18 protein-coding genes and 1 pseudogene are annotated in these 19,655 nt (G+C 61.6%); 5 read left to right on the top strand and 14 right to left on the bottom strand.

Annotation, left to right across the window (positions count from 1 at the left end; genetic code table 11):
- Positions 1 to 261 precede the first annotated feature (261 nt).
- The gene (locus ATY76_RS02530; protein WP_088673188.1) at positions 262 to 1,521 is read right to left on the bottom strand and encodes an ABC transporter substrate-binding protein; all 1,260 of its coding nucleotides are present in this window, start codon (positions 1,519 to 1,521) and stop codon (positions 262 to 264) included.
- Positions 1,522 to 2,049: 528 nt separating this feature from the next.
- On the opposite strand from ATY76_RS02530, the gene ATY76_RS02525 reads away from it, so the two are divergent.
- From ATY76_RS02525 to ATY76_RS34505, 3 genes and pseudogenes are all read left to right on the top strand, one after another.
- The gene (locus ATY76_RS02525; protein WP_088673187.1) at positions 2,050 to 2,934 is read left to right on the top strand and encodes an N-acetylglucosamine kinase; all 885 of its coding nucleotides are present in this window, start codon (positions 2,050 to 2,052) and stop codon (positions 2,932 to 2,934) included.
- Entirely contained in the window at positions 2,931 to 3,695 is a 765-nt protein-coding gene (locus ATY76_RS02520) for a GntR family transcriptional regulator (RefSeq protein ID WP_088673186.1), read from the top strand. The genes ATY76_RS02525 and ATY76_RS02520 overlap by 4 nt, the downstream gene beginning before the upstream one ends.
- Positions 3,696 to 3,752: 57 nt before the next feature.
- Positions 3,753 to 3,951, top strand: a pseudogene (locus ATY76_RS34505) (type II toxin-antitoxin system prevent-host-death family antitoxin).
- Positions 3,952 to 3,978: 27 nt separating this feature from the next.
- On the opposite strand, the gene ATY76_RS02510 reads toward ATY76_RS34505, so the two are convergent.
- Positions 3,979 to 4,212, bottom strand: coding sequence for a type II toxin-antitoxin system prevent-host-death family antitoxin (locus ATY76_RS02510; protein ID WP_088673185.1), 234 nt, complete (start codon positions 4,210 to 4,212; stop codon positions 3,979 to 3,981).
- Positions 4,213 to 4,552: 340 nt separating this feature from the next.
- Positions 4,553 to 8,326, bottom strand: coding sequence for a methionine synthase (metH, locus tag ATY76_RS02505; protein WP_088673184.1), 3,774 nt, complete (start codon positions 8,324 to 8,326; stop codon positions 4,553 to 4,555).
- A 204-nt stretch (positions 8,327 to 8,530) separates the two neighbouring features.
- On the opposite strand from metH, the gene ATY76_RS02500 reads away from it, so the two are divergent.
- Positions 8,531 to 9,790 carry an AGE family epimerase/isomerase gene (locus ATY76_RS02500; RefSeq protein ID WP_088673183.1) on the top strand — a complete coding sequence of 420 codons (1,260 nt, stop codon included), beginning with the start codon at positions 8,531 to 8,533 and terminating at the stop codon, positions 9,788 to 9,790.
- Between the two features lie 36 nt (positions 9,791 to 9,826).
- Here ATY76_RS02500 and ATY76_RS02495 read toward each other — a convergent pair whose 3' ends face one another.
- The 9 genes from ATY76_RS02495 to ATY76_RS02455 form a co-directional block, all read right to left on the bottom strand.
- Positions 9,827 to 10,423, bottom strand: coding sequence for a DUF2799 domain-containing protein (locus ATY76_RS02495; RefSeq protein ID WP_088673182.1), 597 nt, complete (start codon positions 10,421 to 10,423; stop codon positions 9,827 to 9,829).
- Between the two features lie 178 nt (positions 10,424 to 10,601).
- Positions 10,602 to 11,225 (bottom strand): DUF2799 domain-containing protein, encoded by a 624-nt coding sequence (locus ATY76_RS02490; RefSeq protein ID WP_088673181.1) that lies wholly within the window; start codon positions 11,223 to 11,225, stop codon positions 10,602 to 10,604.
- 124 nt (positions 11,226 to 11,349) lie between these two features.
- The gene (locus ATY76_RS02485) at positions 11,350 to 11,844 is read right to left on the bottom strand and encodes a heme-degrading domain-containing protein (RefSeq protein ID WP_088673180.1); all 495 of its coding nucleotides are present in this window, start codon (positions 11,842 to 11,844) and stop codon (positions 11,350 to 11,352) included.
- 77 nt (positions 11,845 to 11,921) lie between these two features.
- Positions 11,922 to 12,533, bottom strand: a complete 612-nt coding sequence (locus tag ATY76_RS02480) for a flavin reductase family protein (protein ID WP_088673179.1) — start codon at positions 12,531 to 12,533, stop codon at positions 11,922 to 11,924.
- A gap of 2 nt (positions 12,534 to 12,535) precedes the next feature.
- Positions 12,536 to 13,279 carry an aspartate/glutamate racemase family protein gene (locus tag ATY76_RS02475; RefSeq protein WP_088673178.1) on the bottom strand — a complete coding sequence of 248 codons (744 nt, stop codon included), beginning with the start codon at positions 13,277 to 13,279 and terminating at the stop codon, positions 12,536 to 12,538.
- A 1-nt stretch (position 13,280) separates the two neighbouring features.
- On the bottom strand, positions 13,281 to 14,102 hold the full coding sequence (locus tag ATY76_RS02470) for an ABC transporter permease (RefSeq protein WP_088673177.1): 822 nt from the start codon (positions 14,100 to 14,102) through the stop codon (positions 13,281 to 13,283).
- Position 14,103: 1 nt separating this feature from the next.
- Positions 14,104 to 15,009, bottom strand: a complete 906-nt coding sequence (locus ATY76_RS02465; RefSeq protein ID WP_088673176.1) for an ABC transporter permease — start codon at positions 15,007 to 15,009, stop codon at positions 14,104 to 14,106.
- 271 nt (positions 15,010 to 15,280) lie between these two features.
- Positions 15,281 to 16,579: a PotD/PotF family extracellular solute-binding protein gene (locus ATY76_RS02460; RefSeq protein WP_088673175.1), complete on the bottom strand. Its 1,299-nt coding sequence runs from the start codon at positions 16,577 to 16,579 to the stop codon at positions 15,281 to 15,283.
- Between the two features lie 46 nt (positions 16,580 to 16,625).
- On the bottom strand, positions 16,626 to 17,714 hold the full coding sequence (locus ATY76_RS02455; RefSeq protein WP_088673174.1) for an ABC transporter ATP-binding protein: 1,089 nt from the start codon (positions 17,712 to 17,714) through the stop codon (positions 16,626 to 16,628).
- Between the two features lie 268 nt (positions 17,715 to 17,982).
- Here ATY76_RS02455 and ATY76_RS02450 point away from each other — a divergent pair, with 268 nt between their 5' ends.
- Positions 17,983 to 18,690: a GntR family transcriptional regulator gene (locus ATY76_RS02450; RefSeq protein ID WP_088673735.1), complete on the top strand. Its 708-nt coding sequence runs from the start codon at positions 17,983 to 17,985 to the stop codon at positions 18,688 to 18,690.
- A 40-nt stretch (positions 18,691 to 18,730) separates the two neighbouring features.
- On the opposite strand, the gene ATY76_RS02445 is transcribed toward ATY76_RS02450, so the two are convergent.
- Together ATY76_RS02445 and ATY76_RS02440 are read right to left on the bottom strand one after the other, a co-directional pair.
- Positions 18,731 to 19,144, bottom strand: a complete 414-nt coding sequence (locus ATY76_RS02445; protein ID WP_088673173.1) for a DUF4174 domain-containing protein — start codon at positions 19,142 to 19,144, stop codon at positions 18,731 to 18,733.
- A gap of 121 nt (positions 19,145 to 19,265) precedes the next feature.
- Positions 19,266 to 19,649, bottom strand: coding sequence for a hypothetical protein (locus ATY76_RS02440; protein WP_088673172.1), 384 nt, complete (start codon positions 19,647 to 19,649; stop codon positions 19,266 to 19,268).
- Between the last annotated feature and the right edge of the window lie 6 nt (positions 19,650 to 19,655).

The following is a 19,655-nucleotide window of genomic DNA, read 5'->3' as shown; positions in this document are numbered from 1 at the left end:
GTTGTTATCGGCTGGCATTGAAGCACAGCACAGATAGATCCTGGGGCTGGGAATTCGGTTCATCCACACGGCAGGGCACGTCTTCGCTATCGCGAACCGCCATGCTTCCGCATGACGAAAGACCCCTTCTGGCCTGCCGGCCATCTTCCCCACAAGGGGGAAGAAGACTCGCGGCATGATCCCCTCTCCACCAAAACCGCGCATTTGCGGCAGCCTAAGCCCCTCCCCCTTGTGGGGAGGGGTTGGGGAGGGGTTTCACGGTTACTTCGCCGGCTTGTACCAGCTGTCGAGGCCCTTCTGGAGCTTTTCGGCAGCGACCTGCGGCGTATCGGTGCCGTTGATCACGTTGGCCGACTCGACCCAGGTCTCGTTTTCGAGGTTCGGCGTGCCGCGCGACAGGATCTGATAGGTCGAGCGCACGGTCGACTTGTACGGGCCGCGCCAGGAAACGAATTCCTGAGCGAGCGGATCGGACATCTTCACCGGGTTGGAGTTCAGGCTGAAGAAGCCCGGCAACGCGTTGGCGTAGATATCGGCGAATTCGGGCGAAGCGACCCAGCTGAGGAACTTCTTGGCTTCCTCTGCATGCGTGCTCTTCGCGTTCAAGGCGACGCCGATATCGGGATGGTCGGAGATGTAGCCGGTGTCGCCGGCCTTCGGAACCGGCGGCGGGAAGGCGCCCATCTTGAACTGCGCCTGCGTGTTGAAGAGCGCGATTTCCCAGGAGCCGGCCGGATAGATCGCGGCGCGGCCGAGCGTGAAGAGGTTCTGGCTGTCCGAATAGGTCTGGGCTTCGAAACCGTCACCGAGATAGGGCTTCCACTTGGCAAGCTCCTCGTAGGGTTTGACCCATTCCGGATCGGTCAGCTTCTGCTTGCCCGCAATCAGGGCTTCGCGGCCCTCTTCACCCTTCCAGTAGTTCGGGCCGATGTTCTGGTAGCCCATGGTGGCAGCTTCCCAGAGGTCCTTCGTGCCCATGGCAAGCGGGATGTAGGTGCCGTCGGCCTTGATCTTGTCGAGCGCTGCGTAGAACTCGTCCTGGGTCTTCGGCACGGAGATGCCGAGCTTGTCGAAGGCATCCTTGTTGTAAATGAAACCATGGATGACCGAAGCCATCGGCACGCAGAAGGTCGACTTGCCGTCGTCGGTGGTCCAGGCGGCCTTGGCGACCGGCGAGAAGTTCTCCATGCCGGGCAGGCTGGTGAGGTCGACGAGCTGCCTCTTGTTGAAAAGCTCGAGCGAGGCGTCGAACGGACGGCAGGTGATGATGTCGCCTGCGGAACCGGCATCGAGCTTGGCGTTGAGCGAAGCGTTGTATTCCGTCGGCGCAGTCGGCGAGAAGACGATCTTGATGCCCGGGTTCTTCGCTTCGAAGGCCGGAATGATCTTCTCCTGCCAGATCTGCAGGTCGTCGTTACGCCAGCTTTCGACCGTCAGCGTGACGTCGGCGGCATGGACGAGACCGGCCGATGTCAGCAGGCTGGAGGCAAGCAGCAGGCTTTTCAGAGCAGTGTTTTTCATTTCCCTCTCCTGTGTTTTAAGCGCCGCAAGGCGCCGTTTTCGATCTGAAACAAGCAGTTGGTGTGCTTGAGGAAACACCCAACGCCCCTTGGAGGACCGCCAGCGGCTGCCGGTCCCGAAAGCTCGATGGACGCGAAGGCGGATCGCCTGCGGCCGACTGCGCCCCGTCCCGGCAATGTGCACCGGCCGCGGCAAATGGATGGGAAAGCTGATAGACGCCCGAACTTGCCATCAGCCTCACGGGCCATGGGTCGCTCTCATGGTTATCCTCGAAGCGGCTCCGGCTTGCGTAGCTGCCGGTTTTCGTGGGCCTCGCAACGCTGTTCCCTTTTACCAAATTAATGCCAAAAAAATACCAATTGTCCAGCCGATTTTAACTTTTGGAACCGAGAAAATCCTCTAAAAAAATTTTATCAAGCAAAATCAATATGATAAAAAGATGAATTTTCTCGACCTTTTCCGCTTGGTAAATGGTATTTTTTTGGTATTGTATAAAAAAACCAAAAGGAACGGCGTATCGGAGGCCCGATGACGGAGCTTGCAATCGGCATAGATGGCGGCGGAACGAGCTGCCGGGCGGCGGTCGCGGATAGAAACGGCAATGTCATCGGCCGCGGCAAATCCGGCCCCGCCAACATCCTGTCCGATCTGGAAAACTCTCTTCTCAACATCGTCGAATCCGCCCGGCAGGCGCTCGGCGACGCCGGCCTCGACACTGAAGACGTTTCCTCCGTCTCGGCCGTCGTCGGCGTCGCCGGCGCCAATGTCATGGATTACGGTGAGCGAATCGAAAGAGCCCTGCCCTTTGCCGAAGGCCGCGTCGTTACCGATGCCTTGATCTCCCTTCAGGGCGCGCTTGGCGATGGCGACGGCATTGTCGGCGCCTTCGGCACCGGCTCGGTCTACAATGCCCGGCGGGACGGCCGCCTGCGCGGCATCGGCGGCTGGGGCTTCGTCGTCGGCGACCAGGCAAGCGGCGCCCGCCTCGGTCGCGATCTCATGGAGCGGTCGCTGCTCGCCCATGACGGCGTGCGCCCGGCTTCGCCGATCACCGAAGCGATCCTGGCCGAATATGGCAACGACCCCGAGCGCGTCGTCGAATTCGCCCATACGGCACGGCCCAAGGATTTTGCCCGCTACGCGCCGATTGTTTTCGAACATGCGACAAGGGGCGATGTGGTCGCCGCCGGCATCATCAGCGATGCGGCAGCAGCGATCGGCGAAAGCCTCGAGGCGCTGCTCTGGCCCGAATGCCCCTCCATCTGCCTGCTCGGCGGTCTTGCCGAAGCCTATGAGCCCTGGCTTTCCGAACGCTATAGGTCGCGGCTTGCCCGGCCCAAGAACGATGCCCAGCAAGGCGCGGTGGAGCTTGCGGTCAAGCTCCTCAACGACAGGCAGAGAGGTGCGGCATGACCGACGACCTCGCCACTCTCCTTTCCCTGCAGCGCCTGCAGGCCGCCGGCACCGGCCCGCTCTATGTCAAGCTGCGCCGCACGCTCGAAGAGGCGGTGCGCACCGGCACGCTCGGCCACGGCGATGCGCTGCCGCCGGAACGCGACATCGCCGAATTTGCCGCCGTCAGCCGCGTCACCGTGCGCAAGGCGATCGATGAACTCGTCGCCGACGGCCTGCTGGTGCGCCGCCACGGCTCCGGCACCTTCGTCGCCAAGCCGGTCTCGAAAGTCGAGCAGCGCCTGTCGCAGCTCACCTCCTTCACCGAGGACATGGCGCGCCGCGGCATGTCCTCCCGCTCCGAATGGCTGCACAAGGGCGTCCACACGCCCTCACCCGACGAGATGATGATTCTCGGCCTCGGCACCGACGTGAAGGTGTCGCGCCTCTCGCGCCTGCGCATCGCCGACGACCAGCCGCTGGCGATCGAGAACGCCAGCGTCTCCGGCGAATTCCTCCCCGATCCCGCGGCCGTTACCAATTCGCTCTACGCCGAGCTCGAACGCCTGCACGTCCGCCCGGTACGCGCCGTACAGCGCATTTCGGCGACCAACATGAAGGAAGCCGACGCCCAGCTTCTCGGCGTCCCCGTCGGCGCCGCCGGCCTGTCGATCGAGCGCATCTCCTATCTCGGCTCCGGCCGCGCGGTCGAATTCACCCGCTCGCTCTATCGCGGCGACGCCTATGATTTCGTCGCCGAGCTGACGATCGGGGTGACATAGCGGCTTGAGCTTATCCAATTATACGTATATCCGGATATCGAAGGCTGGAAACCTATCATGGCTCGGACCACGTCTCTGGAATTTCAGCGAAAATTCAGCGAATTTCAGCGTCAGGCGCAGCGTGAGCCCGTCGAGATCACCTGTCATGGCCGATGCGAATTCGTGCTGATGTCGGCCGAGCACTAAAACCGCCGACGCCTTGCCCGTCGTCATCGATGCCATCGAGAAAGCTGAGATGGATGCTGCAAGCTGCTGACATAAAGCGTTGTCGAGCAGAAGCGGTTCACTCCCTCCCTTTCCAGACCGCGAGTTCGCCCTCGTTCATAGGCGCGAAAAAGTCCGGCCCATTTCCAGTAACTTGCCCCTTGAGCAGGCCGACTTTGAAGGGAGACCGTCCAATCGGAATGATCTTCACCACGGGCTTGCGCCCCTTGGCGATCACCACGTCCTCACCGGAAAGAGCGGCATCGATCAATTTCGATAGATTGGCCTTTGCCGCCCGGATGGTCACTTGCATTGCGGCCTCATTTGCAAACTTGGCTTAAGAATGCCATCCCATCGTCATTTCCGCTATCGAATTCAAACAGCCTGACCGCGGCAATTATCGAGCCGTATCAAAAGCATGATGCCGGAAACTGCTGACAAAGTCCGCCAACTTCTCCTTCGTCATGCTCGGGCTTGTCCCGAGCATCTGCCTCCGGTCGATAGGGCAGCAGATCCTCGGCACAAGGCCGAGGATGACGCCGAGTAACGAGATTTTTCATCAAACTGCGCCGGGAAGTGAACACTTCTCGGCTTGCCATTCATTCAATCGATCTCTGAATACGGCGCCTCAAGCGACTGCGAAGACTCGGCAATTATGCCGCGTCCTCGATATCCTCATCCGCCTTGCGCGGCACGTAATTCAGCACCGGTCCGAGCCAGCGCTCGACTTCGGAAACCTCCATGCCCTTGCGCTTGGCATAGTCTTCCACCTGATCGCGCTCCACCTTGGCGACGCCGAAATAATAGGAGTCGGGGTGGCCGATATAGAGACCCGAGACGGAGGAGCCGGGCCACATCGCGTAGCTCTCCGTCAGCTTCACGCCTGCTGTATATTCTGCATCGAGCAGCTTGAAGAGCGTCTTCTTCTCGGTGTGATCCGGCTGCGCGGGATAACCGGGCGCCGGACGGATGCCGGCATAGGCTTCGCCGATGAGATCCTCGTTGCTGAGCTGCTCATCCCTCGCATAGCCCCAGTATTCGCGCCGCACCTGCTCGTGCATGCGCTCGGCGAAGGCTTCGGCGAAGCGGTCGGCCAGCGCCTTGACGAGGATCGAGGAATAGTCGTCGTTCGCCCGCTCGAAGCGCTCGGCGATGGCGACCTCCTCGATGCCGGCCGTTACCACGAAGCCGCCGACATAATCCTGCACGCCGCTTGCCACAGGCGCGACGAAGTCGGAAAGCGCCACATTCGCCCGCCCGTCCCGCTTCGACAGCTGCTGGCGCAGGGTGTAGAAGGTGGCAAGCTCCTGGCTGCGGCTCTCGTCGGTAAACAGGCGGATATCGTCGCCGACGGCGCCGGCCGGCCAGAAGCCGATGACGGCGCGCGGGCGGAACCACTTCTCGTCGATGATCTTCTTGAGCATGGCCTGGGCGTCGGCCCAGAGCGCACGCGCCGCCTCGCCCTGTTTCTCGTCCTCGAGAATGGCGGGGTAGCGGCCGCGCAGTTCCCAGGTCTGGAAGAACGGCGTCCAGTCGACGTACTTCGCAAGCTCGGCCAGATCGTGATCCTCGAACACCCGGGTGCCGAAGAATTGCGGCTTCGTCGGCTTGTAGGCGGACCAGTCGACCTTATGGGCATTTTCGCGAGCCCGCGGCAGCGGCAGACGCACCTTCTCGGCTTCGCTGCGGGCATGAGCGGCCGCTACCTTGGCATATTCGGCCCTGACATCATCGACATAACCCTGCCGTGTTTCCGGCGAGAGCAGCGCCGAGACGACGCCGACGGCGCGGCTCGCATCGGTGACGTAGATCGCCTGACCCTTGTTGTAGCCGGGGTGGATCTTCACCGCCGTGTGCACGCGGCTGGTCGTCGCCCCGCCGATCAAGAGCGGGATCTCGAAGCCCTGCCGCTCCATTTCGGCCGCGACATGTACCATCTCGTCGAGAGACGGCGTGATCAGGCCGGAAAGGCCGATGACATCGACCTTCTCGGCGATCGCCGTTTCCAGGATCTTCGTCGCCGGCACCATGACGCCGAGATCGACGATCTCGTAATTGTTGCAGGCGAGCACGACGCCGACGATGTTCTTGCCGATATCGTGCACGTCGCCCTTGACCGTCGCCATCAGGATCTTGCCGGCCGATTGCCGGTCGTCGCCGCCGGTGAGGCGTTTTTCCTCTTCCATATAAGGAAGAAGAACGGCAACAGCCTGCTTCATGACGCGCGCCGACTTGACCACCTGCGGCAGGAACATCTTGCCCGAGCCGAAGAGATCACCGACGACGTTCATGCCGGCCATCAGCGGCCCCTCGATGACATGCAGCGGTCGTGCGGCCTGCTGGCGCGCCTCCTCGGTATCGGCTTCGATATATTCGGTGATGCCGTTGACCAGCGCATGTTCAAGGCGCTTCTCGACGCTCCATTCGCGCCAGGAAAGATCCTGGACGCGGCCTTCCCTTGCACCCGCGCCACGGAAGCGCTCGGCCACTTCAAGCAGCCGCTCGGTGCTGTCGGGGCGGCGGTTCAGCACCACGTCCTCGCAGGCCTCGCGCAGCTCGGGGTCGATGTTGTCGTAGACGGCAAGCTGGCCGGCATTGACGATGCCCATGTCCATGCCCGCCTGGATGGCGTGGTAGAGGAACACGGCATGCATCGCCTCGCGCACCGGCTCGTTGCCGCGGAAGGAGAATGAGAGGTTGGAGACGCCGCCGGAGATATGAACGAGCGGCATGCGCTCGCGGATCGTCCGCGTTGCCTCGATGAAGTCAACGCCGTAATTATTGTGCTCTTCGATGCCGGTCGCGACCGCGAAGATGTTCGGGTCGAAGATGATGTCTTCAGGCGGGAAGCCGATCTTTTCGGTCAACAGCTTGTAGGCGCGCGTGCAGATCTCGACCTTGCGGTCGTAATTGTCGGCCTGCCCCGTCTCGTCGAAGGCCATGACGACGACGGCAGCACCATAATTATGCAGGAGCCGCGCCTGGGCGAGGAAATTCTCCTCCCCTTCCTTCAGCGAGATCGAATTGACGATCGGCTTGCCCTGGACGCGCTTCAGGCCGGATTCGATGATCGAGAATTTCGAACTGTCGATCATCACGGGCACGCGGGCGATGTCGGGTTCGGCGGCGATCAGGTTGAGGAACTCGACCATCGCCTTTTCGGAATCGATCAGGCCCTCGTCCATGTTGATGTCGATCACCTGCGCGCCGTTCTCGACCTGGTCGCGCGCCACATCGAGCGCCGCCGTGTAGTCGGCATTGGTGATCAGCTTGCGGAACTTCGCCGAACCGGTGACGTTGGTGCGCTCGCCGACATTGACGAAGGGAATGTCCTTGGTGAGCTCGAAGGGTTCGAGGCCCGACAGCGACATGAAGGGACGATGCTCGGGTATCGGACGCGGCTTATATTTCGCCACGGTCTCGGCGATTGCCCGAATATGTTCGGGCGTCGAGCCGCAGCAGCCGCCGACGATGTTGACGAGGCCCTCGCGGGCGAAGCTGTCGATCTGCGCCGCCATCAGTTCCGGCGTTTCGTCATACTGGCCGAATTCGTTCGGCAGGCCGGCATTCGGATAGGCGCAGATGAAGGTGTCGGCGGCGCCGGAAAGCTCCTGCAGGTGCGGGCGCATCGCATTGGCGCCGAGCGCGCAGTTGAGGCCGATCGTGAAGGGATTGGCATGGCGCACCGAGTTCCAGAAAGCGGTCGGCGTCTGGCCGGACAGCGTGCGGCCGGAAAGGTCGGTGATCGTGCCCGAGATCATCACCGGCAGGCGCACGCCCTTGGCCTCGAAACGCTCCTCGCAGGCGAAGATCGCCGCCTTGGCGTTCAGCGTATCGAAGATCGTCTCGATGAGGATGATGTCGGCGCCGCCGTCGATCAGACCGTCGATCTGCTCGCCATAGGCGGCGCGCAGGTCGTCGAAGGTGACGGCGCGGAAGCCGGGATTGTTGACATCGGGCGAGATCGAGGCGGTGCGGTTGGTCGGGCCGATGGCCCCGGCGACGAAGCGGCGGCGGCCATCCTCGCGTTCGGCGCGGATCGCCGCGCGGCGCACGATTTCCGCGCCTTCCTTGTTCAGCGCATAGACCTCGCCTTCCATCTGGTAATCGGCCTGCGCGATGCGGGTCGAGGAGAAGGTGTTGGTCTCGAGAATATCGGCGCCGGCCTTGGCGTATTTGTAATGGATCTCTTCGATCGCATCCGGCTGGGTCAGGATCAGAAGGTCGTTATTGCCCTTCTGATGGCAGGCGCAGCCGATGAATCGCGTGCCGCGAAACTGGTCTTCGTCATAGCCGAGCCCCTGGATCTGCGTGCCCATCGCACCGTCAAGAACAAGGATACGTTCGCTCGCAGCCTTCTTCAGCGCTGCAAAGACTTCACTGCCGTCACGCTTGCCCCCTTCGGGACCAAAGAGATTGTCAAACACGGGAGGGCTCCTTGACGTCGTAAGACCAGACAGTCCAAATCACATAAAGATATCTTTATGTCAATATATGCCTGTCGATTTCATGGTTTGCAAGCCGGCAGCGCCGACCGTCTTTTCAGACGCCGGGCGCTGCAGGGATGACAGACTCGCATGGCCTCTATATAGGCAATTCAACAGCATTGCGCAGGAAATCGGAGGAGCATCATGGCACTGGCAACCGGCACCGCCGCACTCGGAAACTGGACGAGCCGCGCCTATCATCGCGGCTGGCTGCTCAACCAGGCAAACGGCCTCTTCGATTTCTTCCAGCACAATTCGGTCAATCCCAAGGGCGGCTTCTACGATCTCGACGATACCGGCGGGCCGCTCGATGCCGAGGGCCAGGTTCGCGGCATCCATATCGCGGCGCGCGCGGTGCATTGCTTCTCGATCGGCGCCCTGCTCGGCCGTCCCGGTGCCTCCGACGTCGTCGACCACGGCATGAACTATATCTGGAACCATCATCGCGACCGCAAGAATGGCGGCTATTTCTGGTCGCTCGACAATAAAGGCCCGGTCGATTCCAACAAGCAGGGTTATGGCCATGCTTTCGTGCTGCTCGCCGCTTCATCCGCCAAGACAATCGGCCATCCGCTTGCCGACGGCATGCTCGCCGACATCACCGAGATCCTGAACTCGAAATTCTGGGAACCGCGCCATGGCGCGATCGCCGAGGAATTCACCGCCGACTGGCAGCCGCTCGACGGCGGCGCCTATCGCGGCCAGAATTCCAACATGCACCTGACCGAAGCGCTGATGGCCGCCTTCGAAGCCACCGGCGACAGGCAATACCTGACCAAGGCCGAAAGCATCGCCGATCTCGTCATCCGCCGTTCGGCCGGTTCGGTCGACTGGCGCGTCGCCGAACATTTCGATGCCGAATGGAACCTCGATAAGGATTACTATCATCCGAACGAAATGTTCCGCCCGGCCGGCACGACGCCCGGCCATTGGCTGGAATGGGCTCGCCTCATGCTGCAGCTCTGGGCCCTCGGCGGCAAACGCATCGAATGGATGCCGGATGCGGCGAAAGCCCTTTTCGAGCAGTCCATGGTCCTCGGCTGGGACAACGACAAGGGCGGCTTCTTCTATACGCTCGATTGGGACGATAAGCCCGCCAAGCGCAACAAGCTCTGGTGGCCGGCCTGCGAAGGTGCTGCCGCCGCACACTTCCTCAACGAGCACCTGCCGAGCGACTATCACGAGGAATGCTACCGCAAGATCTGGAACGTCATCGAGCGCGCCTTCATCGACCACAAGAACGGCGGCTGGCACGAGGAACTGACGGAGGATCTCGTCCCCTCGCACTCGCTCTTCCCCGGCAAGGGCGACATCTACCACGCCCTGCAGGCCTGCCTCATCCCGCTCTTCCCGGCGACGGGCAGCCTGACGAAAGGCATCCTGGAGGCCGGCGGCAGGCTCTGAGGCGAGAACCTCAGCAGCGCTGCGCCGATTTTGCGTTTACAGCTGGCTCTCGAACAGACGCACCTGTTGATCTGCCTCGCTGAGGTCGTCTCGCACACGATCCTCTTCGTCCCTTATATCGCTAAGATCCTCTTTGAGATCTTTAACCTTCCAGTAGTTCAAAAGGGAATACTCTTCATTACGATCTTTCTTCATTTTCTCCTGTAATTCTTCAAGCTCCTCTTCTTTACGTTTGTAATTATCTTCAAGCCGCTCCAGTTTCGATCTAAGCGCATACTGGCGATAACCAATCACGTGGCCGCGCAGAAACTCAGCTTCCGTCTGAGGCGGGCACAGACCGTTATAGCTGTGCCCATGCTGTCCTTCCCACAGGCCGCTCCCTGCGGTGCAATAGCGTAGCAGACCCTTCTTATAGCCTTGTTTCCAAAGAGTGAGGTCCGGCACGACCTTCACTCGCTTGCAAGACTTGGTATGCCCTTCAAACCGTTCTTTCGGCAGATAACCGTTGAACCCGTCGGTGAAACCAATTCCCTTCCAGTCACCAGCAAGGCAATCCTTCTTGGAGATCGTGTAACAGGAGGTCAGAAACAGACTGATGCCGAGGGCGGAAAAGATACAAAACAAACGCAGCATGACGCTCTCGAATTTAGAACAAAACAAGAACGCAATACCATTTCCGCATCTATCCGTCTACTGCCACGCGGCAATGCCAGCGTTTTATTTTCAGGCCAGGAAACAGCCGCTCCGGCCGCGGCACCGGACAGAACGGAGCGACGTATCCTTGAAACCAGCGGGAAGCTTCGAGGCCGAGTCAGTGACCCGGCGCGGGCAATGCGACATTCGGATTCCGCTCGAACCACTCGACATCCTCGTTGACGCGGTCGAGCTCGTCCTGCACATCGCGCTGGTCGCGGCGGATGTCGTGCATGTCGTCTTCCAGATCCTCGATCCGCCGGCGCAAGTCGGATCTCTCCTCGTCCTTGGCGTCTCTCAGCTTGTCGGAAAGCTCGTCGATGCTTGCCTCCTTGAAGCTGTAGTCGTTCTGCATCGAGGTGAGGCGTTGCTGCAGCCCATGCTGCTTGGCTCCGAGGTTGAAGCCGCGCAGGAAGCCCGGCGCTGTTTCCGGCGGGCAGACATTGGCGTAGCCGCTGCCCGCCTGGCCGCGCGCCAGCCCGCTGAGCGGCGTGCAGTAGCGCACGAGACCTGCCTGATATCCCTGGAACCAGATCGTCTGGTCGGGCACGATCTTGACCCGCTCGCAGGACTTCGCATGCGCCGCAAAGCGCTGCTGCGGCTCGTGGCCGGCGGCACCGTCACTCTCGCCGATCACCCGCCAGTCGGCGGCGACGCATTCTTCCTTGGAGAGCGTGTTGCAGGAGGCAAGGAAAAGACCGAAACCGATGGTGGCGGCAAGCGCGGAGAAGAGGCGGATCATGGCGTCCCGGGAAGGTTAAGGAGGGCAATGCCGCACCTTAACCACCGAACAAAGCCGCGTCACCGGAGCAGCGGCGCGATTTTGCACTTTTCATGGCTTTTTTCTGTCAAAATTGGGGCGCAAGTCAGAGCGGGGCGAGCCGCAGCGTGTCCAGGTCCTTCGCCAGCATCAGCGCCAGGGCCTCGACCACCAGATTGTGATCGTCGCGCTGCGGCAGGCCGGAAACGGTGACCGCGCCGATGCAGCCGGTGCCTCTGACATTGATCGGGAAACTGCCGCCATGCGGCGCATAGTCGTCGCCGGGAAGCCCGTTGTCTTCGACCGTTTTGCCGTCCTTCTTCAGCTTCAAACCGGAGGCATAGCTGCTGCGGAAATAGCGCAGCACCATGTTGCGCTTGCGGCGAACCCAGTTGACGTTATCGGGCGTCACACCTGGAAGCGCCGCGTAGAAGACCGGCATCGAATGCAAGGTCACGTCGATCGCGATGCCGAGGCCGCGTTCGGTGCCGAGTTCCTGCAGAAGCTTGCCGAGCTGCCATGCCGTCGTCAGGTCGAAAGCGTCGAAGCTCAGCGCCTCCTCCTGCTCCGCGATCCGGCTGAGATCGTTCTCGATTGTCATGGCTAAGCCCTCCTGCCGCATTGAACCGCCGCAGACCATTCTCGCGGAAGGCAAAAAAGTAAAGCAGAAACTTGATGTCAGAGCTTCGGCGTCAGCATCTCGAAACGGTCGCGTGTTGTGGCGCAGCTATCGCCGCCGAGCCGCGCAATGGCGTCGACCGCGGCCGGATCGACATGCAGCCTTTCCGGGTCGACGACGCCGTCCCGGTAGTGCGCATAGACGATCTCGCCCATGATGATCTGCCGCGAACGGCCGAGTTCGAGCGTCACATGCCGCTTGCATTCGAAGGCCGCCGGCGCCTCGGCGATGAAGGGAGAGGCCACCTTCTCACCCGGCACCGCCGTCAAGCCCGCCTCCTTCAATTCGTCGACGCCGCGCGGATATTTGGCGCCGCAGACATGCATGGCCTCGGCGATGGCGAAGGAGACGATGTTGACCGTGAAGACCTCCGTCATGCGGATGTTGTGGCCGGTGTCCTTGAACGACATGTCGGGATGATTCTCCACCCCGATCGCCAGGATAGGCGGATCGGCCGAAAGGCAGTTGAAGAAGCTGAAGGGCGCCGCGTTGATCCGGCCGTGTTCGTCGACCGTCGTTACCAGCGCGATCGGCCGCGGAATGATCGTGCCGATCATCAGCTTGTAGCGCTCGCGCTCGCCGAGTTCTTTGAAATCGAAGCAGATCGGCATGATCAACCGTCCGAACGGATCGGCGAGAAGGCGCTCATCGCGCCGGCGAAGGGCTTCGGCAGCGGCGAGGCGTAGGAGCCGCGCTTGCTGGTGGAAAGACCGAGCGACACCAGCGCCTCGGCCTGCTTGACGGCGGCCGCAACGCCATCGACCACAGGCACGCCGTAGATCGCCTGCAATTCCCGTGCGAGATCCGTCATGCCGGCGCAGCCGAGCACGATCGCCTCGGCGCCGTCTTCTTCAAGCGCCCGCTCGATCTCGGCCCTGAGCTTGCCGATCGCACCTGATGCCGCATCTTCCAGCTCCAGCACCGGAATATCGGAGGCGCGCACCTTGGCCCGCTCGCCCATGCCGTAGCGCCGCACCAGATTGTCGATCAGCACCCGCGACCGCTCCAGCGTCGTCACCACGGTGAAGCGCTGCGCCAAAAAGCCCGCCGTCGCCACTGCGGATTCGCAAAGCCCGAGGATCGGCACATCGGCGAAGCTTCGCGCCGCTTCAAGCCCGGTATCGTCGAAGCAGGCGATGACAGCAGCGTCATAGCCCTCCCCCTGCCGCGCCTTAAGCTCTGAAAGCAGGCCGGGGATGGCGAGCGCCCCGTCATAATGGCCTTCGATGGAGACAGGCCCCATCTGCGAAGTGGCGGCGATGATTTCCGTGCCGGGCGCGGCCACCGCACGCGCGGCGGTCGCCACCTTCTCGGTCATGGAGGCGGTGGTATTGGGATTGACGATGAGAATGCGCATGTCAGTTGATCTTTGCCTGTCGCCGGCTGAGCATGGTCATGATGCCGAGCGCAATGAGAATGATGGTGAAGGAAAACAGTGTCGTGACCGTGCCGAGCGCATAGAGCACCGGAGTCGTGACATTCGTCGTCATGCCGTAGATTTCGAGCGGCAGCGTATTGTAAGTGCCCGACGTCATCAACGTCCGGGCGAACTCGTCATAGGACAGCGTGAAGCCGAACAGGCCGACACCGATCAAGCTCGGCGCAATCATCGGCAGCACGACATGGCGGAACGTCTGCCAGGAAGTGGCGCCGAGGTCGCGCGCCGCCTCTTCATAGGCCGGCGAGAAACGATTGAAGACGGCAAACATGATCAGCACGCCGAAGGGCAGCGTCCAGGTGAGATGTGCGCCGAAGGCCGAGGAATACCAGGCGGGCTTCAGCCCTCCCTCCTGGAAGACGACGCCGATGCCTAGCGAGACGATGATCGACGGCACGACGAGGCTCGCGACCGTCGCATAGAACAGCACCGTCGAACCGCGGAAGCGGCGGCGGAATGCAAGGCCGGCAAGCAGCGACACGACGACGGTCACGATCATCACCATCAGCCCGAGCGAGAAAGAGCGCCGGAAGGAGGCGCCGAAATCGCCGACCGCCTGCTTTTCGAACAGGTTGAAGAACCAGTGCGTGGAAACCCCGTTCATCGGGAAGGTCAGGCCGCCGTCCGGTCCCTGGAAGGAGAGGATCAGGATCGCCGAGAGCGGACCGTAGAGGAAGAGCACGAAGACGGCGAAGACGATCGCCAGAATATAGAATTCCAGGCCGCGTTTTTCGTGGTTCATCTCAAAGCTCCTTGCGGATGTCGACGACGCGCAGGATCGCCGCGACCATCAGCAGCACGACGGCCAGCAGCACCACCGCATTGGCGGCAGCGGCCGGATATTGCAGCAGCGACATCTGGTTCTTCATCATCAGCGCCACCGAGGCGCTCTGGCCGCCGGACATCACCTGCACCGTGGAGAAATCGGCCATGACCAGGGTGACGACGAAGATCGTGCCGATCGCCATGCCGGGTTTGGCAAGCGGAATGACGACATTCCACAGCACCTGCCAGCCCGACGCGCCGGCATCGCGCGCCGCCTCGAACAGCGACCGGTCGATGCGCATCAGCGTGTTGAAGATCGGCGTCACCATGAACAGCGTGTAGAGATGCACCATCGCGAGCACGACGGCGAAATCGGAATAGAGCAGCCATTCGATCGGCTGCGGAATGACGCCCATCTCGATCAGTGTCGAATTGACGAGGCCGTTGCGCCCGAGCACCGGGATCCACGAGATCATGCGGATGATGTTCGAGGTCATGAACGGCACGGTGCAGACGAGAAAGAGGATCATCTGCGTCGAGGTCTTGCGGATGTGGAAGGCCAGGAAATAGGCGACCCAGAAACCGATGACGAGCGTCAGGCCCCAGACGAGAGCCGTGAATTTCAGCGTGTTGAGATAGGTCTTCCACGTCACCCACGAACCGAGCGTATCGGTGTAGTTCATCGTCAGGAAATCGGGATAGAGGCCGGCGAAGTCGTAGTCCCAGAAGCTGACGACCGCGATCATGGCGATCGGCAGCAGGAAGAAGAAGCCGAGGATGCCGATCAGCGGCGTCGCCTGGAGATAGGAGATGGCCGAGGGAGAGAGACGCAACGCGCGGCTGCGGCGGGCACCCTCTTCCGTGTCTACTGCGATCGTTGCCATATCCCGTTCTCCGTTCTGATTACGTCAGTGAACGAAGGCGCATGCAGCCCCTTCATCCGCCTGCCGGCACCTTCTCCCCGCTGGGGAGAAGAGGAATCGCAGCAACGTCTCGGCCACCGCGAACCTTGTTTTCGAACAGGGAGGGGCAAAAAAGACCCCTCCCCAACCCTCCCCACAAGGGGGAGGGAGTTTTTTGCCGCGCCCTCGCCGGACTCCCTCCCCCTTGTGGGGAGGGTTGGGGAGGGGAAAAGCGGCAATCGCCGACTTTGCCTTACGCCGCGATGAACTCGTTCCAGCGGCGAACCATGTAGCGGTCTTCGTCCATCACCGAGTTCCAGCAGGCGACGGCGCCCATGCGGGCTTCGAAGGAGCCGCCGTCGCGCACTGCACCGGCCTTCTCCATGACCTTGCCTTCCGGCGAGAGGATATCGCCGGCGGCTGGCTTGCCTTCGATCCAGTAGCCCCATTCGTCTGCCGTCATGAAGTTCTTCGCCGTCTCCATGCAGGCGGAATAGTAGCCCTGGCGGTTGAGGTAGCCGCCGACCCAGCCCGACGTGTACCAGTTGATATATTCATAGGCCGCGTCGAGCTCAGCGCCCTTGAGGTGCGAGGCAAGGCCGAGGCCGCCGCCCCAGGCGCGGTAGCCTTCCTTGAGCGGCTGATATTTGCAGGCGATGCCCTTGGAGCGGACGGCGGCCACAGCCGGCGACCACATGGACTGGATGACGACTTCGCCCGAGGCCATCAGGTTGACCGACTCGTCGAAGCTCTTCCAGAAGGCGCGGAACTGGCCGTCGCCCTTGGCCTTGATCAGGAATTCGATCGTCTTGTCGATCTCTTCCTTGGTCATGTTGCCCTTGTCGGCATATTTGATGTTGCCCATGGCTTCCATGATCATCGCCGCATCCATGATGCCGATCGACGGGATGTTGAGGATCGAGGTCTTGCCCTCGAACTTCGGGTCCATGATATCGGCCCAGCTGGTGATGTCGCGGCCGACGAGATCGGGGCGGATGCCGAGCGTATCGGCATTGTAGATGGTCGGAACCATCGTCATCCACTGCGTCGGCGCCTTGGCGAATTTCTTGGCGTCCTGCGCCTCGACGAAACCGACCGTGTGCGGCGCCGTGCCCTGGGCGATGACGCTGTCCGGCTTCATCTTGCCGTCGATGAACAGCGGCACGATCTTGTCATAATATTTGAGCTTCTTGACGTCCATCGGCTGCAGCACGCCCGTCGGGAAAACCTTCTTGGCGATCCAGTATTCGATGTCGGCGATATCGTAGCTGTCGGGCTGGGTGACGGCGCGCTGGGCGGCGGCGTCGGAATCGGTGGCCGTCATCTCCAGCGTGATGCCGAGATCGGCTTTGCACTTCTCGGCAATGGCGTTGATGTTGGAAACGCCGGTGCCGAACTGGCGGAGCGTGATGTTCGTCTGCGCCCAGATTGAGGGAAAACCGGTGATGGCGCCGGAGCCGGCGATGGCGCCGACGGCGGCAGCACCCGTCTTCAAGAGTGCACGGCGGGACAGGCCCTTCTCCGTCTTGGCCGATGTTGTTTCAGTCGTCATGTCAGTTCCCCTTTTTTTGATGTGGAAGGTCTTGGTTCTTGATTGGTTATGCGGAAGCGCGGCCGAGCAGCACGGCATCATCGAGCGCCCAGCTGAGCGAAACGGCATCGCCGACCGAAACCGGCCGGGCGAAATAGTCGCCATCGTCCGATATGACGGTGAAGTCGTCGCTGCCGGCGCCGAAAACGGTGATCTTCACCGAGGAGCCGCGATATTCGACATTGGAAACGATGCCGTTGAAGCCGAGCGTCCATTCGCTCGCCACCTGCAGCCGCACGCGGTCGGTGCGGATGCCGATATCGACCGGTTCGCCGACCGCCCTGCCCGCTCCGCGCACCGAAAAGCTCTGCCCTTCCGGCACGGTCATGACGATCGTGCCGTTCTCGCTTGAGGTCACCCGGCCGCTGAGGACGTTGTGATCGCCCATGAAGCGGGCGACGAAAGCGGTCGCCGGCCGCTCGAATACCTCGCGGGGCGCGGCCGCCTGCTCGATCCGGCCGTCATTCATGATCACCATGACATCGGCGAGCGCCATCGCCTCTTCCTGACTGTGGGTGACGTGGACGAAGGTGATGCCGAGCGATTTCTGCAGCTTCTTCAGTTCGGCGCGCATACGGATCTTCAGGAAGGGATCGAGCGCCGACAGCGGCTCGTCGAGCAGCAGCGCTTCGGGATCGGTGATCAAGGCGCGCGCCAGCGCCACGCGCTGCTGCTGGCCGCCGGAAAGCTGGGCCGGGCGGCGGCCGGCATAGCCGTCCATCTGCATCAGCTTCAGCATGTCGAGCGCCTTGGCCCGCCGCTCCGCCTTGTCGACGCCCTTCATTTTCAGGCTGAAGGCGACATTGTCGACGAGATCGAGATGCGGAAACAGCGCATAGGACTGGAACATCATCGCCGTGCCGCGCTTGGCCGGCGGAAAGTCGGTAACGACTGTATTGCCGAGGCGGATATCGCCCGACGAAATGCTCTCATGCCCGGCGATCATGCGCAGCGTCGAGGTCTTGCCGCAGCCCGAGGGGCCGAGGAAGCAGCAGTAGGAGCCGGCCGGGATCTTCAGGCTGATCCCGTGAACCGCCGTCGTCGCCCCGTAGACCTTCGAAACGGATACTATATCGATCTCTGCCGCTTTCGACATCATGCCTTCCCCTGTTTGAAGAAGAGGATGCATCTGCCGTGCCAAATCCCAGGGAAGCGCCTCAAACCATTGGAGACAAAGGATTTTATGTCGCGCGCACCCGCAAGAGCAAAAGACGAGCAGAACTTCGTCTGCACATGATTTAGGCTATCGTGCCCAATTCGTGCAAAAGATCGTATACAATTTGATCGTCACTTCGGGCACAAATTCCGTTTAACTTTTGCCGCGAAGCCGGATATGGTTTGCCCGCCATCAGGGAATGAAATTCATGAAATCCGCCGCCAAGGCCATGCAGGAAGATACCGCCGAAACCGGCGCGCAACAGATTCGCGACGCCATTCGCGAGGCGATCGTCGAGCGCAGGCTTTCTCCCGGCACCAAGCTTTCCGAAAGCGATGTCGGCAATCTCTTCAATGTCAGCCGCACGCTCGCGCGCGCCGCACTGCAGGCACTCTCCTATGAAGGCCTCGTCAGCGTCGAGAAAAACCGCGGCGCCTTCGTCGCTTACCCCTCGCCCGAGGAAGCGCGCCAGATCTTTGCCGCCCGCCGCCTCGTTGAGCCCGGCATATTGCGCGAAGCCGCGGCTCGCATCACCCCTGCCGACGTCAAGCAGTTGAAACAGCTTCTGCTGGAGGAAGGCCGCCTGATGAGCGAACGCGGCCAGACGGCGCGCCGCGCCGAAATCAAGGCGTCGGGCGATTTCCATCTGATGCTGGCGGAAATTTCAGGCAATGCGATCATGCAGCGCTTCATGGAAGAACTCGTCGCCCGCTCGTCGCTTGTCATCGCGCTCTACGGCCAGTCGACCGCCTCGAGTTGCGGCCATTCGGAACATGGCGACATCATATCGGCGATCGAAAGCAAAGAGCTTGACCGCGCCTGTCATCTAATGCTGCATCACATCGCCCACATCGAGACCGATCTCGACCTGCGCGAGCGCAAGAGCCTCGGCCTCAAGGAAGCCTTCGAACTCTGAACCAGCGTCGCTGCCCGCCCTTCCAATGCAATCTTGAATATTACCAGGGCGTCTTCTTCGGCAGGATCTCGAAAGCCTCGAAGATCTCTTCCGCCGTACGTGGTTCGCTGGAGCGCAGCTTCACGGTGCCGTCGCGGCCGACCAGGATCAGCCCGAACTCGCCCGACGGCGGCCCCTGCAGCCGCTCTCGGATACCGTCGGCATCGAGTTCCCATTCGTCGTCGAACAGCGCAAACGCGCCGCCGCCGGCGATGCTGAACACCTCGACGTCTTCTTCGATGAGACGCATCTGCGCCTTGCGCAGCCATTCATCTTGAATGAGAGCGCGATCGTCCTGCGCGTCGGCAAAGATGATCAGCACCCGCTTTCTGTCGCGAAACTGCTCGAGCGATTGCGGAAGATCCGGCTCGCGGCGAGGCGTGCCGATGATTTCATGAACGATGGATTTCAGCATGGTGCCATTCCTCGGCCATCGCTTGATGTGGCCGTATCTATCCGAATAAACGGCGTGGAATGGGCGAGGTTCCGCCAGGAGGCGGAAAAGGATCGCAGCCTTGGCCGCGACCCTTCGTCTGTCAGTCGCGGTTCTGGTCTTCGGCCGTATGAGCCGAAACGGCGACGAGGTCCGGCGTGCCATTGACGAGGAGACGCTTGCGCACGAGCACGCGCATCACGCGCGCTGCCGTCGAGAAGGTCATCTGGTCGAGCGGGCCTTCGCCCTCCCACGGCTTGGTCAGCCGCTCGGTGACGGCGCCGACGATGTTCATCGGCACGATGTCGGTGCATTCGCGCATGGCTTCGAAAACGAAGCTGATGGGGATGACGCGTCCCTCATGCGTGACGATCGGTTCGGTCAATTCGCTGTCCCATTCCTCGAAGGCGTAAAGCGCTTCGCGAAACAGCTGCTGGAGGTTGAACGGCGCGTGGCCGTCATGAAGTGGCGGCAGGGCATTCATCATGTCTGT

It is taken from the genome of Rhizobium sp. R339 (assembly GCF_002211395.1).
Classification (GTDB): domain Bacteria; phylum Pseudomonadota; class Alphaproteobacteria; order Rhizobiales; family Rhizobiaceae; genus Rhizobium.
The sequence above is the reverse complement of the archived record's forward strand: the minus strand, read 5'-3'. Positions and strand labels throughout refer to the sequence as shown.

Bases quoted from the DNA above. Each gene is read 5' to 3' on its own strand.
- ATY76_RS02530 (WP_088673188.1), bottom strand. From the start codon at position 1,521: ATGAAAAACACTGCTCTGAAAAGCCTGCTGCTTGCCTCCAGCCTGCTG.
- ATY76_RS02525 (WP_088673187.1), top strand. From the start codon at position 2,050: ATGACGGAGCTTGCAATCGGCATAGATGGCGGCGGAACGAGCTGCCGG.
- ATY76_RS02520 (WP_088673186.1), top strand. From the start codon at position 2,931: ATGACCGACGACCTCGCCACTCTCCTTTCCCTGCAGCGCCTGCAGGCC.
- ATY76_RS02510 (WP_088673185.1), bottom strand. From the start codon at position 4,212: ATGCAAGTGACCATCCGGGCGGCAAAGGCCAATCTATCGAAATTGATC.
- ATY76_RS02500 (WP_088673183.1), top strand. From the start codon at position 8,531: ATGGCACTGGCAACCGGCACCGCCGCACTCGGAAACTGGACGAGCCGC.
- ATY76_RS02495 (WP_088673182.1), bottom strand. From the start codon at position 10,423: ATGCTGCGTTTGTTTTGTATCTTTTCCGCCCTCGGCATCAGTCTGTTT.
- ATY76_RS02490 (WP_088673181.1), bottom strand. From the start codon at position 11,225: ATGATCCGCCTCTTCTCCGCGCTTGCCGCCACCATCGGTTTCGGTCTT.
- ATY76_RS02485 (WP_088673180.1), bottom strand. From the start codon at position 11,844: ATGACAATCGAGAACGATCTCAGCCGGATCGCGGAGCAGGAGGAGGCG.
- ATY76_RS02480 (WP_088673179.1), bottom strand. From the start codon at position 12,533: ATGCCGATCTGCTTCGATTTCAAAGAACTCGGCGAGCGCGAGCGCTAC.
- ATY76_RS02475 (WP_088673178.1), bottom strand. From the start codon at position 13,279: ATGCGCATTCTCATCGTCAATCCCAATACCACCGCCTCCATGACCGAG.
- ATY76_RS02470 (WP_088673177.1), bottom strand. From the start codon at position 14,102: ATGAACCACGAAAAACGCGGCCTGGAATTCTATATTCTGGCGATCGTC.
- ATY76_RS02465 (WP_088673176.1), bottom strand. From the start codon at position 15,009: ATGGCAACGATCGCAGTAGACACGGAAGAGGGTGCCCGCCGCAGCCGC.
- ATY76_RS02460 (WP_088673175.1), bottom strand. From the start codon at position 16,579: ATGACGACTGAAACAACATCGGCCAAGACGGAGAAGGGCCTGTCCCGC.
- ATY76_RS02455 (WP_088673174.1), bottom strand. From the start codon at position 17,714: ATGTCGAAAGCGGCAGAGATCGATATAGTATCCGTTTCGAAGGTCTAC.
- ATY76_RS02450 (WP_088673735.1), top strand. From the start codon at position 17,983: ATGAAATCCGCCGCCAAGGCCATGCAGGAAGATACCGCCGAAACCGGC.
- ATY76_RS02445 (WP_088673173.1), bottom strand. From the start codon at position 19,144: ATGCTGAAATCCATCGTTCATGAAATCATCGGCACGCCTCGCCGCGAG.
- ATY76_RS02440 (WP_088673172.1), bottom strand. From the start codon at position 19,649: ATGATGAATGCCCTGCCGCCACTTCATGACGGCCACGCGCCGTTCAAC.